Annotated in this window: 12 protein-coding genes and 7 pseudogenes; 16 read left to right on the top strand and 3 right to left on the bottom strand. The window is 35.1% G+C overall.

Translation table 11 applies throughout. From position 1 onward, the window contains the following. Position 1 precedes the first annotated feature (1 nt). From ACICP1_RS02945 to ACICP1_RS03005, 13 genes and pseudogenes are all read left to right on the top strand, one after another. Positions 2-688, top strand: a complete 687-nt coding sequence (locus ACICP1_RS02945; RefSeq protein WP_395461028.1) for a glycoside hydrolase family 25 protein — start codon at positions 2-4, stop codon at positions 686-688. Beyond that, on the top strand, positions 682-2,097 hold the full coding sequence (locus ACICP1_RS02950; protein WP_264954011.1) for a phage portal protein: 1,416 nt from the start codon (positions 682-684) through the stop codon (positions 2,095-2,097). The genes ACICP1_RS02945 and ACICP1_RS02950 overlap by 7 nt, the downstream gene beginning before the upstream one ends. Then, positions 2,084-3,127, top strand: a complete 1,044-nt coding sequence (locus tag ACICP1_RS02955) for a S49 family peptidase (RefSeq protein WP_264954012.1) — start codon at positions 2,084-2,086, stop codon at positions 3,125-3,127. The genes ACICP1_RS02950 and ACICP1_RS02955 overlap by 14 nt, the downstream gene beginning before the upstream one ends. Positions 3,128-3,153: 26 nt before the next feature. After that, the gene (locus ACICP1_RS02960; RefSeq protein ID WP_264954013.1) at positions 3,154-3,516 is read left to right on the top strand and encodes a head decoration protein; all 363 of its coding nucleotides are present in this window, start codon (positions 3,154-3,156) and stop codon (positions 3,514-3,516) included. A gap of 44 nt (positions 3,517-3,560) precedes the next feature. Beyond that, complete coding sequence (locus ACICP1_RS02965; RefSeq protein ID WP_264954014.1) at positions 3,561-4,565, top strand: major capsid protein; 1,005 nt, start codon at positions 3,561-3,563, stop codon at positions 4,563-4,565. Then, a complete protein-coding gene (locus tag ACICP1_RS02970; RefSeq protein ID WP_264954015.1) occupies positions 4,565-4,876 on the top strand; it encodes a hypothetical protein in 312 nt (103 codons plus the stop codon). Before ACICP1_RS02965 ends, ACICP1_RS02970 begins: the two co-directional genes overlap by 1 nt. Before the next feature lie 19 nt (positions 4,877-4,895). Continuing rightward, entirely contained in the window at positions 4,896-5,387 is a 492-nt protein-coding gene (locus tag ACICP1_RS02975) for a phage tail protein (protein ID WP_395461304.1), read from the top strand. Next, positions 5,384-5,868, top strand: a pseudogene (locus tag ACICP1_RS02980) (hypothetical protein). Before ACICP1_RS02975 ends, ACICP1_RS02980 begins: the two are co-directional and overlap by 4 nt. Further along, positions 5,855-6,319, top strand: coding sequence for a phage baseplate assembly protein V (locus ACICP1_RS02985; RefSeq protein ID WP_264376409.1), 465 nt, complete (start codon positions 5,855-5,857; stop codon positions 6,317-6,319). Before ACICP1_RS02980 ends, ACICP1_RS02985 begins: the two are co-directional and overlap by 14 nt. Beyond that, positions 6,316-6,570, top strand: a complete 255-nt coding sequence (locus tag ACICP1_RS02990; RefSeq protein WP_264376410.1) for a PAAR domain-containing protein — start codon at positions 6,316-6,318, stop codon at positions 6,568-6,570. Before ACICP1_RS02985 ends, ACICP1_RS02990 begins: the two co-directional genes overlap by 4 nt. 2 nt (positions 6,571-6,572) lie before the next feature. Next, positions 6,573-6,908: a GPW/gp25 family protein gene (locus ACICP1_RS02995; RefSeq protein ID WP_264376411.1), complete on the top strand. Its 336-nt coding sequence runs from the start codon at positions 6,573-6,575 to the stop codon at positions 6,906-6,908. A 2-nt stretch (positions 6,909-6,910) separates the two neighbouring features. Next, positions 6,911-7,324, top strand: a pseudogene (locus ACICP1_RS03000) (baseplate assembly protein J); the annotation flags it as partial. A 46-nt stretch (positions 7,325-7,370) separates the two neighbouring features. Continuing rightward, positions 7,371-8,357, top strand: a complete 987-nt coding sequence (locus ACICP1_RS03005) for a tetratricopeptide repeat protein (protein WP_395461046.1) — start codon at positions 7,371-7,373, stop codon at positions 8,355-8,357. A gap of 77 nt (positions 8,358-8,434) precedes the next feature. On the opposite strand, the pseudogene ACICP1_RS03010 reads toward ACICP1_RS03005, so the two are convergent. Next, a pseudogene (locus ACICP1_RS03010) lies at positions 8,435-8,768 on the bottom strand (integrase core domain-containing protein); the annotation flags it as partial. Positions 8,769-9,180: 412 nt separating this feature from the next. Beyond that, positions 9,181-9,807: pseudogene (locus tag ACICP1_RS03015) on the bottom strand (zinc ribbon domain-containing protein); the annotation flags it as partial. A gap of 66 nt (positions 9,808-9,873) precedes the next feature. On the opposite strand from ACICP1_RS03015, the pseudogene ACICP1_RS03020 reads away from it, so the two are divergent. The 3 genes and pseudogenes from ACICP1_RS03020 to ACICP1_RS03030 form a co-directional block, all read left to right on the top strand. Beyond that, positions 9,874-10,495, top strand: a pseudogene (locus ACICP1_RS03020) (IS6 family transposase). A gap of 153 nt (positions 10,496-10,648) precedes the next feature. Further along, a complete protein-coding gene (locus ACICP1_RS03025; RefSeq protein WP_012481726.1) occupies positions 10,649-11,317 on the top strand; it encodes a septal ring lytic transglycosylase RlpA family protein in 669 nt (222 codons plus the stop codon). A 314-nt stretch (positions 11,318-11,631) separates the two neighbouring features. Beyond that, a pseudogene (locus ACICP1_RS03030) lies at positions 11,632-11,815 on the top strand (IS630 family transposase); the annotation flags it as partial. Positions 11,816-11,844: 29 nt separating this feature from the next. Here ACICP1_RS03030 and ACICP1_RS03035 read toward each other — a convergent pair. Then, a pseudogene (locus tag ACICP1_RS03035) lies at positions 11,845-12,665 on the bottom strand (IS630 family transposase). Positions 12,666-12,685: the final 20 nt, after the last annotated feature.

The raw sequence follows: 12,685 nt of genomic DNA on the forward strand, positions 1-12,685 counted from the left end.
CATGGTAGAAAATGGATACCCAGATTTTCTAGAGCACTTGAGGTATATGATAGCTACCGCTACACCAGGCATGCTTATAAATGCAGTAATAGATTTGTCGCACTGGAATCAGGAGATAGATTTTAGATTAACAAAAGAAGATGGCATAGTAGGCATAATTCACAAAGCCACCCAGGGGGTAAAGTACGTAGATCCTGAATATACAAAAAGGAAAAAAGCCGCTGAAAAAGAGGAATTGCTTTGGGGTGCATACCATTTTGGTGTCGGGGAAAAAAGCGGCAAAGACCAAGCTGAGCATTTTCTCGAAACAATTGGTGATAGTTCAAATATATTGTTAGCCCTTGACATTGAGGAAAACAAAGATGGAAAAAGCATAATGCCAAAACAAGCAGAGGACTTTGTAAATAGGGTCTATTTAGTAACCGGACGTTTGCCGTTAATTTATGGAAGCCCTAGTTTTCTCAAGGATTTTGCCACGCCAACTTTAACAGAATGTCCACTATGGTTAGCAAAATGGGGAACAAAACTGACATTACCAATAGGATGGAGGAACTGGACTCTATGGCAATATACCGACGGTCAAACAGGAGCAAAGCCGCATGAAGTAGAAGGAATCGGAAAATGTGACAGAAATAAATTTAACGGAACTTTGAAAGAATTAAGAGAATTTTGGTTATCAGGATGTTAAAAACCTTCAAACAATTATTTGGCAAGCCAAAAATCAAAAGTTCTGCATGGGATGCAGCAGGCTCAGGAAGAAGGGTAATGTATTGGCAAGGAGAAGCAGGAAGCATAAATAATTTGCTTTCTCAAAGCCTTGAGCACTTGCGTAGCCGCTCTCGTGATATGGTAAGAAAAAATCCATATGCAGCAAATATTATAGATACTATTATGAGCAATTCTATTGGCACAGGAATAAAACCGCAGTCAAAAGCAAAGAATGCAGAATTTCGAAAGAAGGTGCAAGAATTATGGCTAAAATGGACAGATGAAGCAGATAGCTGTGGAATAAGTGATTTTTATGGATTACAAGCTCTAGTATGCAGAAGTATGATAGAGGGAGGAGAATGTTTTGTACGTTTAAGAACGAGAAAGCTGGAAGATAGATTTTCTGTGCCATTACAACTGCAAGTACTTGAGTCTGAACATTTAGATAATAAAACAAATCAAACTTTAGGAAATGGTAATGTAATAAGAAACGGGATTGAGTTCAATAGACTTGGGCAGAGAGAAGCATATTACTTATTTAGAGAACATCCAGGCGAAGGCTCATTTGGTGAATCAGTGAGAGTGCCAGCAAATGATGTTTTACATATTTATAGACCACTAAGACCTGGACAAATTAGAGGAGAACCTTGGCTTTCTAACGTGCTTTTAAAACTTTACGAACTTGACCAGTATGATGATGCAGAATTAGTACGAAAAAAGACTGCAGCAATGTTTGCGGGATTCATTACTAGACTCGATCCTGAAGCAAATATTTTAGGTGAAAGTGAGTCAAATGAGCAAGGAGTAGCACTATCTGGCCTAGAACCTGGAACAATGCAACTTTTAGATCCAGGAGAAGATATAAAATTTTCAGAGCCGTCTGATGTTGGAGGAAGTTATGAAGCATTTATGAGACAGCAACTGAGGGCAATAGCAATAGGCACAGGGATAACATATGAGCAGCTAACAGGAGATTTAACAGGCGTTAATTATTCATCCATTCGAGCGGGATTAATAGAGTTTCGTCGTCGATGCGCTATGCTGCAACACAACATTATAGTATTTCAATTTTGCAGACCAGTATGGAGTAGATGGCTAGAGTTAGCAGTACTTTGTGGAGAACTCTGTATAGATGAAAAAGTAGTAAAAGCAGCGAAAGAAGAAGTAAAATGGATACCACAGGGATTTGATTGGGTGGATCCACTAAAAGATCAGCAAGCACAGCAAATGGCAGTAAGAAATGGATTTAAGAGTCGATCAGAAGTAGTATCAGAAATGGGTTACGATGTAGAAGAAATTGATCAAGAAATAGCAGAGGATAATAAACGTGCCAATAGTCTCAATTTAATATTTGATTCTGATGTTGGAGGAAACAATGTTTCTAAGTAGACCATTAATGCTTGAACCAAAAAGTTTTGAACTACTATCTCTCCAAAGTCAAAAACAACCTATCTTTAAAAACGTAAAACACTATGTAAAGAACAATATAGAAAAGACAGCAATTATACCAATACATGGCATTTTAACTAAAAAACCAGGAGCTTTTGATGATTTTCTAGGCATGACATCGTACGAGAAGATACAAGAGGAAATAGCAGAAGCTTTGGAGAATGAAAAAGTGGAAATAATTCTTTTGGATGTAGATAGTCCAGGAGGAGAAGTAAACGGTGTATTTGATTTAGCTGATTTTATTTACGAATCAAGAGCAAAAAAGAAAATATTAGCAATAGCAAATGATGATGCGTATTCTGCTGCATATGCTATAGCTTCTAGCGCTGAAAAGGTTTTTGTAAGTAGAACCTCTGGTGTTGGAAGCATTGGAGTAATAGCAAGTCATATTGACCAAAGCGGTTTTGATGAAAAGCAAGGGGTAAAATACACAACTATTTTCGCAGGCAAGAGAAAGAATGATTTAAACCCACATGAGCCGATAAGTTCAGAAAGTTTAAAAAGCTTAGAGGAGGAAGTAAATCGCTTATATGAAATGCTGACTGAACTTATAGCACGCAACAGAGGACTTTCTGTACAAGCAATAAAAAATACTGAAGCAGGTCTCTACTTTGGCAATAATGCAATAGAAATAGGTCTTGCCGATGGAATAACAACATTTTGTGAATTTATTAACAAAGGAGAAAATACTATGAATAAACAAACTACAACTGACCTAGAAACTGATAATTTAACTAAGTATCGTACTGAAGTTGTTGAATTAATACGTTTATGTAACTTATCACGAATGCCAGAGAAAATAGGAGAATTTATTGAGCAGGGTGTAAGTATTGAGCAAGCAAGGGAAGTTTTAATGGAATTACTTGCAGAGAGAACGAAGAAGACAGAGATACTGAGTGCAATACCACAGAATTCAGGAGAAGAGTTGATGATGCAGGTAGCGAAAAGTCGTGCACAATCAGACATTTAAAATATATAACAAAAGGAGAAAATTTTATGAGTTGTATAACCGAACAAAATAATCTGGGTGACCTATTAAAATATGAGGCATCAAGTCTATATTCAAGAGATCAGATAACAGTAGCCAAGGGACAAAATCTAAAGCTGGGAACAGTAGTTGGTTATGATACTAAAGATGGTTTAATTAAAGCTTTAAATCCAACTGCAACAGATGGAGCAATAGGTGTAATAACAAGTGATGTAAATGCGACAGAAAATGCCAAAGCAGTAATCATTACACGTATAGCAATGCTAGCAGATCATGCAGTTGTATGGCCAGCAGGTATCACTGAAGAGCAAAAAGCTGCAGCAATAAAGCAACTTGAAGGACGAGGGATCATTATCCGTAAAGCAGTCTAAGGCTATATTAAACAATAAAAAAACACAAAGGGGGAAAAGAAAAAATGCAAAATCCATTTACAAATACAGCATTTAGCATGACGGCACTAACAAATGCGATGAATATATTGCCGATAAATTATGGACGAGTTGAAAATCTAAATTTGTTTCCAAGTAGGTCAGTAAGATTTAGACATATTACAATAGAAGAACATAATGGAGTTTTAAGTCTACTACCAACGCAAGTACCAGGGGCACCAGCAACAGTAGGAAAACGCGGCAAAAGAAAGGTAAGAACATTTACGGTTCCGCATATTCCACATGATGATGTAGTGTTACCAGAGGAAGTACAGGGAATAAGGGCATTTGGATCAGAGAGTGAACTTAAAGCGCTGGCAGATGTAATAACCGATCATTTGCAATTGATGAGGAACAAACATGCAATAACATTGGAACATTTGCGAATGGGAGCGCTGAAGGGAATTATTCTTGATGCTGACGGGTCAGAATTATTAAATCTGTACAACGAATTTGAAATAACACCAAAAGTAGTAAATTTTGCCCTTGGAACAGCAACAACAGATGTAAAACGTAAGTGTCTGGAAGTACTCCGGCACATAGAAGATAATCTAAGTGGTGAATATATGACTGGAATTCATGCCTTGGTAAGCCCTGAGTTTTTTGATGCATTAACTTCTCATGCTAAAGTAAAAGAAGCATATGAGAGATGGCAAGAAGGAGCAGTGCTAAGGAACGATATGAGATCGGGATTTACGTTTTGTGGCATCACATTTGAGGAATATAGAGGGCAAGCAACTGACCCTGAAGGAACGGTGAGAAGATTTATTGAGAAAGATACAGGGCACTGTTTTCCACTAGGAACAGCGAGCACATTTACAACATATTTTGCACCAGCAGATTTTAATGAAATAGTAAATACTTTGGGAAAACCGCTATATGCAAAACAAGAGCCAAGGAGGTTTGATAGAGGGACTGATTTACATACGCAGTCGAACCCTCTGCCAATGTGCCATCGTCCGGCAGTTTTGGTCAAAATTAGTTCTAGTTGATGAATATAGGTAGATTATTAGAAGACTGTTTTGAGCATTTAGGAGTGGAAGCCACATATTGTAATAAAAATAAGGAGGGTATTCGTAAAATAAAAGTGCTAATTAAACGTCCCGACACTACGTACTCTCTAGGTGCAGATGGAGTATTAACTCAGCAAATTGCTTCTATAGAAATACGTGATCAGGACGTTACTTCCTTTAGCATAGGTGATTATATCAAGATTGAAAAAATGTTCTACAAGATTTTTGAACCACCATTGAAAGATTCTTCAGGTAAAATATTAAAAATTAAGGCAATAGAAAGTGTTTGATATTAAAACTGGTAATAATATTAATGAAATAATCTCCAATATTGACAGAAAAGAGCAGAAAGTAAAACTGGCAGCTATAAAAGCACTAAATAGAACAGCACTATGGTTAAAAGCGCAAGCAGCTAAGGAAATCAGTGAGGAAAAGAAGATAAAATTAAGTTTGATAAGAAAGAGATTAAGAATTTTTAAGGCGAAAACTAGCAGATTAGAAGTGTTAATTAGAGCAAATCTCTATGACATTAGAGCATCGGCAATTGGCAAAATACAAAAAACAAGAAGAGGGTCGAAAGTAGGAAAGCATGAGTTTATAGGAGGATTTGCAGCAGTTATGCCAAAAGGAAATAGCGGTATGTTTAAACGTGAAGGAAGAGCAGCATTGCCAATACAAGAAGTAAAGCTACCACTGGAACCTGAAGGCTCAAGAATAATAAAAGACCTTGTTAATTATGAGAGTGAGAGAGAGTTTGAGAAATACTTTAAGCATGAGCTAAATTATATTTTAAAGGTATGACAAAGTTCTGGATAGATTTACATCAAGCAATTTGTACTACACTGAAGAAAGAAATCCTAACTATACAAACATGCGAAGTATACCCGACGATAAGAAAAGAACTGTTAGCACCAGCGGTATTAGTAGAACTTAGTAGTCTTGAAAAAGGAAGTGATCCAGGAACAGGTGAACTAGCTCTGAGGGTAAGATTTGAGGCAAGAATAGTAGTTGATAGTACTATAGAAAATGCCCCTATTATTGTCAGAACATTAGCTGCTGAGGTTGTGAAAATAGTAAATAAAAACACTTGGAACGTGAAAAATGTTTCACCAGGAGAATTTATATCAGGAGGAGGAGATGACTTTAGACCAGAGCTCGATGCATATTTAGTGTGGATGGTTGAGAATGGGTTCATGAGATACATATTGGTAAATCAGTGTGGTCAGAAACTGGAATTAAACCGCATATTATAGAGATAGGTAACGTACATGTTGGATCATAGTTTTGCGATTTCAGAGCTAAGTAGAAAAGTAGCGAATATCATTCGTATAGGAGTTGTAAAAGAAGTAGATTATGAAAAAGCAAAAGTAAGAGTGAAAATAGGAGAATTTTTAACAGATTATTTACCGTGGATAACAAGTAAAGCAGGAAAAGATAGAAATTGGTCTTCACCAGGTATCGATGAACAAGTTGTGGTATTTTCTCCTTTTGGTGAACTATCATTAGGAGTGGTATTAGGAGGAATATATCAGAAAAAATACCCTGCACCAGAGAATAAAAAAGAAATAAATAGTATGAAGTTTCAAGATGGAACAAGATTGTTATATGATAAGGGAAAACATCATTTAGAGATTGAAGTAGTAGACAAAATAACACTGAAAGCTGGGGGATCAAGTATAGAAATGACAAAAAGTGGAATAAAACTGAAAGCAGAAAGGATCGACTTAAATTGAACAAAGGAATAGTGAGGTTAGGAGACTACTGTGGAGAAGCTATACCACATTTCTGCATTAGCGGAAGTAATAATGTTTTTGTAAACGGTAAGTCAATATGTAGACAAGGAGAAAGTTTTAGTGAAGGAAAAGTAATGATTCAAGGATCAAAAACAGTGTTTGCAAATGGTCTTAGTGTAGGAAGAGTAGGAGATATAGTTTCATGTGGTTTTAAAGTAATAAAATGCAGTGAAAGCGTTTTTGCAAAATAGAAATGAAGGGTATGGATGCTAAAACAGGAAAAGCGTTAGAAGGAATAGAGCACTTAAAGCAATCGATAATTGATATACTGACCACTCCTATTAACAGTAGAATAATGAGGAGAGATTATGGGTCAAGATTATTTGAATTGGTGGATAAGCCAATAAATAGAGATTTAACACTTGAGATATATGCAGCAACTGCAGAAGCTTTGGAAAAATGGGAAAAAAGGTTTAAATTAGAAAAAGTAAAAATTACAGAAGTAAAAGAGGGAAAAGTAACGCTTGACCTGGAAGGATTATACGTGCCAAGTGGGAAAAACATTCGCTTTGATGGGGTTGTGGTATAAAGATGCAGCAGCCAAATATTATCGAGCCACTGAACTTTGAGGAAATCTTTTCGAGAATGAAGGAAGAGTTAGTGCGTAGAGATGAAAGTTTTACAGCATTAGTAGAAAGTGACCCAGCGATGAAGGTATTAGAAGTAACAGCATGGAGGGAATTGTTACTAAGACAAAGAATAAATGAGGCAGTAAAAAGTAATGTACTGAAGTTTGCAATGGGAGAAGATCTTGATAATTTAGCTGAGTTTTATGGAGTAGAGAGGCAGAAAGAAGAAGAGGATGAAAGATTTAGAAAGAGGGTAAAAATAAAAATAGTAGGTTGGTCACCTGGTGGGAAAGAATATTACCGCTATCATGCACTATCAGCTGACATTCGTGTTAAAGATACATTAGTTGAATCTCTTGTTCCTGGGAGCGTACAGTAAATACAATAACTTTATATTTACTAGTTCATTTAACGAAGAAATCATGGAACTTATAGAAGAACATCTAGATATGGCAGTTATTATAGCTGAAGTATTTGTAATGCAAAAAAGATATACTGATGCATTTACAACTTTGTACTATGTAAGACAACTAAGAAATGAAATTTTCCTTAAAATAAGTGATTTTAACTCCGATGATGATCCTTATCTTGATCCTTCCGAGGTGTATGAATTTTATAATTTAGATACAAAATATATCTATGCCTTAGCATATTTCTTTATGAATCAAGAAAGAAAAAAAGTAACTATAAATGAAGAAGCGTTACCACATAAAGAAGATTTACCTCGTGAATTGAGTATACAAGCTTTATTTAGGCAGCTACAAGATATTCTGATAAATCAAGAGAGTAGTCAGTACTTACAACCGGCTCCTTATTTTGTTGAAATAGAGGTAGGAAAAGTAATTCAAAGAGAATTAAGAGAGAAAGCATTGCAATATTTTGAGAAAGTGCTGAAGCTACAAAAAAATTATGGATTTTTAGATAATCATCCTAACGTACTATCTGTGAAGTTTTATATAGCTGTTTTACATAGTTGCTTAGAGGATAAAGAAAAAGCATTACAAGAACTTCAACGATTGCAAGAATTACAAGAGAAGGTTATAGGGATAAATCATCCTGATACTTTAGATACTGTATATGCTATACAAAAGTTGTTTACTAGAGATGAAGATAAATCAACATATTTAAAAAATGAGGTAGAAAAAAGAGAATCGCTCTTACAATTTGAAAAATCTGATTTGAATGCTAAGGGTGTCTCAATCTTAAAAGAGCTTTATGTAGAAAAAAATAGCGAAAGTTCTTCTTCAGTATCAAGTGAAGAGTTACTGCTAGGAAACAAAAGGTTTCTAGACACAGAGAGTACAAAAACTAAAAGGAGAAAAATAGATAACCAGCCAGCCATTAAGAGTTATCTTAACGATGTCAACGTAAATCTTAGCCGTCAGCAAGATGCTATAGTCAATTTATAATATTGACTGGCAAAACATTATCTTCTTACAACAGATGGGTCTAGATGCTTAAATTTTTAATATTATTTAATGATAATCTAAGGACAATTACAGTAAGGTTTCAGCAGAAGTTTAGATACATGGTTCCAGAGTGTGATGGTAGTGTAAATAAATGAGGAGCACTGTAAACATATAAATTCGAAAGGTGTAAGACCATTAAGAGTTTTAATTCTTCTAGCATAATTGTAAGCCATCATAAAATTGTAAAGATGCTTTTTGAGCTGCTGATGTGAGCGGTGGTAATATTTTTTAACTGTAGCATTTTTAAAAGTTTTATTAATACGTTCAACTTGCCCATTTGTCCAAGACTTTTGTCAAACGGTGTTCAGTGTCATTTTCTTCACAAACTCTATTAAATATGTGTTGAAAAGCGTATTTATGGTGCTTCTGGGAGGCTTTGTTGAATGGCAAGGAATGAGGAGGAGTAATGAAAGGAATTTACTAGGCAAATTTGAAAATAGGCATACCTATATCAGTAAAGTTATTAATCAAATAGCATTTTAAAAGCACCTCTTTGAGAGGGAGTGTTAAATAAACCATACGCGTCAAGTTAAGGAAAAGTGGTATAAGGAAGAAAGGAAACGAAAAAAAACTATTTTATATATTAAGTAATAAAGTTATTAATTTATAGATTCTTCTGAAAAAATCATCTTCTTCTAGATAAGAACTCCCTAAAAAAATAAATGTAACAAATAAAATGCCCATCTCAAATGTTGCTATATTTCACGATATTTCCTTAACTTGACGCGTATGGTTTATTTAACACTCCCATTTATCTTATTTTTTATTGGCAGACAGCTTGCTTAAACCCATAAAATCTCTTCATCTGCTCACTCCACAGCATCGGTATTTCTCTCAAGTCAACCAACTTCAAATCTCTTGGCTGCCTTCCATTTACTATATCTTCTTTAATTTTTGGTGCTAAATAATTTAATCTTAAAATTTGGTGTATACGTCTTGTACCTATACTAATTTTGGCACTCAGCTCTTTCACACTTCTGTATTTTCCTTCTTCTAGTTGCCGTTTCCACAGATGGGCTCTTACCACTGCTTTGAGTAACGCATTATTTGTTTTTCCTTCTGGCTCGATTACTGTGCATTTGTTTCCTTTCTTCTTCATTGGTATAAATTTTTCCTCTGATTCAGAACTCACCTCTATTCCATCCTCTCTCACCAATACTGTTCTTATTAACTTTTTCACTACTTCTTTCTGTTTTCCAAAACTTAAATTTTTCCACTCTTCTGCTTTTTCTCTCCATTTTTCATATAGCTGCTCCGCTTTCTTCATTATTTCTTTTTCCACTTCTCCTGCTACTATTGTTCGGTTTATTGATTCACAATTCTTTCCCCTTAAGTGATTGTTGCATACGTAATATCGGTACCTTTTATTCTCTTTTTTTGAGTACGTCAAAGGGTTCTGTCGCATTTGTAGGGAAGTAGAAAGAAGAATGATATAATTGTCTAAAAAAAAGCAAAGATGTTTCGTATCAATCAAAAATTGTTGCCATATTTCAAAGGATTTAGCTTTTCAGCGGATGTTATCTGTATACATGGAATGTCGATTCTCTTTGAGCTATCGAGATTTGGAAGAAATGATGAGTATAAGGGGAGCAAAATGCTACGTTACAAAGGTGGGTTATCACCACTGATAGATGAGGCAGTAAGGAAAAGAAAGAAGCAGGTTGGTAGTAGTTGGAGAGACTTACATTAAATTAAACGGTAAATGGGTTTATTTATATACTGTAGACTTGTGTGTTAGTAGAGACAAGTCTGCAGCACTTGCATTCTTTCGTAAAGCCTTCAGGAGTAACTATCTTCCTGAGGAAATTGTAATTGATAAAAGCGGCAGTAATACTGCTGCTCTTGATGATTTGAATGCAGAAATTTCTGAAGATTACAGTTCTTCAAATAAAATATCTAAATAATATTGTTGATAGATTTATCAAAAAACTAATAAAGCCAATGCTTGGGTTTAAAAGCTTCCATTCCGCAAAGATTACCATCACAGGCATAGAAAATATTCGTATGATTCAAAAAAGACAAATTATTAAAATAATGTTTCTACTTTTGAGAATTTTGCTATGTTAATGGCTTCATAACTCCTATAATCCCACCTTTTTTCCTATGGTTTATAGATTCGACAGAACCTTTTTTAGTGCTGTGCATATTTGGCAGTAGACGTTTACTTATTACTAAATTTATTATAGTATAATTTAAAATCCTCATGGTATCGAACCATTTCACTAAGTACAATGATAAAAAAACTAGCCTTTCTATGTCTAATATTCGTTTTGATGAGTAGTTGTAGTTTTAGCAATAGGTGTAATCACACTGCAGGTCATTATAAAATTGGCAATAGCTATACAATAAATGGTATCACCTACCACCCAAAATACTGTAGCTGTTACGAAGAAGTAGGAATAGCATCGTGGTATGGAATAGAAGATCATGGCACAATTACAGCCAACGGTGAAGTGTTTAATCGTCACTTGATTTCTGCAGCACATAAGACCTTGCCCCTACCCTGCTTTGTTCGTGTTACTAATTTAGAAAATGGAAGAAAGCTTGTTATAAGAGTTAATGATAGAGGGCCATTTGTTGAAGGTAGAATAATAGACTTGTCAGAAAAAGCAGCACAAGTTTTAGGACTTCATAAGTCTGGGCTTGCGAAGGTAAAAGTCGAGTACTTAAGAAAGAGGTCAGAACAATTGATACAAAATACTCCTCATTACAAAAGGCAATATGAAAAAGAAATGCAGAAACGTCACCCAAAACAAAACAATGCAGAAAGTAAGGGATATGTAGCATTTTTTGTAAACGCTCAAGTAGCTAAATCAGCTGCATCAAAGCTTCGCAATCAAGGAATAGAAAATGTTAGATTGCTTTTCAAGAATGATCAATATTGCGTAAAAGTAAGTTAAAACCTGCATTACAGATTGTGTAGCATGCCAGAAACTATTTGACAAATGAGAATGTTCCAAAAGCATGTGCGTCAAGTTGAGAAACTATCGTGAAATATAGCAATATTTAAGATTGGTATTTTATTTGTTACATTTCAGGTAGTGACAGCTACCTCAGCTAGAGCTGTAAAAAATAATCTACCACTCAAGAAATTTCATTAAAAAAATAGCATTTCTCGGGAGTGTTAAATAAACTGTGTCAAACCGAGAAGTATAGCTCTTTTCATAATAGTCCAAACGAGGTAAAATAAGGTTTTATAGTAGTGAAGGTAAGGATGCCAGCAGCATATAGTTATAAAAAAAGCAATGGAAGCACTAGAAGAAGGAGAAAGCAGTGAAACGGTGGCAGCAAGATTTAAAATTGGAAGAACTACGTTATGGGAGTGGCAGCAAAGAAGAAAAGAAACAGGAGATTTTCAGTCAAAAAAACTTGGAAATGGAGGTTATAATCACAAAATTATAGCCCTTCCCATAATAGTCCAAAAAGGTCATAAGAAAGAAGAATCGACAGCATGACGAAAAGATTTGAATAAAGGAATGTTTTTCCTGGTTCTGTTTTTTATAGCAAACCAATAATGTTCAATTTTGTTAAAATCTGGAGAATATGGAGGAAGATATAAAATTTCTGCACCAACTCCTTTAGCAAATCTTATTAGACTTATGAAAAGTAGCATTATCAAGGATAACAGTTTGTCCAGGTTCCAAAATCGGTGTCAGAAACTGCTCAAACCATTTATTAAAGATATCCATATTGCAGTGGCCTTTAAAGGTTAACGGAGCAATTATTTTTCTTCCACTTAAGGCTGCAACCATGCTAATTCGTTGAGTTTTCTTCCCAGATTTTAGGGCATAAAACCGCTGTCCTTTCTGGCAATAACCATAGGTTCAGTGTCCAGACTCATCTATATACACTAATTCTTTAGGTTCTTTTGTTGCTATAACCTTTGAAAATTGAGCTCGCTTTTCTTCATTTCTTTCTTTATATCCGTAGGTCTTTTTTTTCTTGTGAATCCTATATTTTTAAGTGCTCGATGAATTGTTTGTCTACTAATATTGCCCCAGCATCTCTGACTGAGTTTTGCCACCTTGCTCATTTGCAAATTCGGCAAATGCATTCCAGTCGGTAATTTTATGCCACGCTTCCAGGCTTTTTTGACTGAAAATCTCCCGTTTTCTCACGTCTTTTCTTCCACTCATATAAAGTTGTTTTTCCGATCTTAAATCTCTTGGCAACAGTTTCTCCACTCTCTCCTTCATCCAATGCTTCCATTACCTTTTTTCTTAAGTCATAACTATTTGCTACTGGCATCCTTACCTTCCACTACTATC

The sequence above is a fragment of the Wolbachia endosymbiont (group B) of Ablattaria laevigata genome, assembly GCF_964277395.1.
Taxonomy (GTDB): domain Bacteria; phylum Pseudomonadota; class Alphaproteobacteria; order Rickettsiales; family Anaplasmataceae; genus Wolbachia.

Coding starts and splice junctions, on each gene's coding strand:
- ACICP1_RS02945 (WP_395461028.1), top strand. CDS start 2: ATGGTAGAAAATGGATACCCAGATTTTCTAGAGCACTTGAGGTATATG.
- ACICP1_RS02950 (WP_264954011.1), top strand. CDS start 682: ATGTTAAAAACCTTCAAACAATTATTTGGCAAGCCAAAAATCAAAAGT.
- ACICP1_RS02955 (WP_264954012.1), top strand. CDS start 2,084: ATGTTTCTAAGTAGACCATTAATGCTTGAACCAAAAAGTTTTGAACTA.
- ACICP1_RS02960 (WP_264954013.1), top strand. CDS start 3,154: ATGAGTTGTATAACCGAACAAAATAATCTGGGTGACCTATTAAAATAT.
- ACICP1_RS02965 (WP_264954014.1), top strand. CDS start 3,561: ATGCAAAATCCATTTACAAATACAGCATTTAGCATGACGGCACTAACA.
- ACICP1_RS02970 (WP_264954015.1), top strand. CDS start 4,565: ATGAATATAGGTAGATTATTAGAAGACTGTTTTGAGCATTTAGGAGTG.
- ACICP1_RS02985 (WP_264376409.1), top strand. CDS start 5,855: ATGTTGGATCATAGTTTTGCGATTTCAGAGCTAAGTAGAAAAGTAGCG.
- ACICP1_RS02995 (WP_264376411.1), top strand. CDS start 6,573: ATGAAGGGTATGGATGCTAAAACAGGAAAAGCGTTAGAAGGAATAGAG.
- ACICP1_RS03005 (WP_395461046.1), top strand. CDS start 7,371: ATGGAACTTATAGAAGAACATCTAGATATGGCAGTTATTATAGCTGAA.
- ACICP1_RS03025 (WP_012481726.1), top strand. CDS start 10,649: ATGATAAAAAAACTAGCCTTTCTATGTCTAATATTCGTTTTGATGAGT.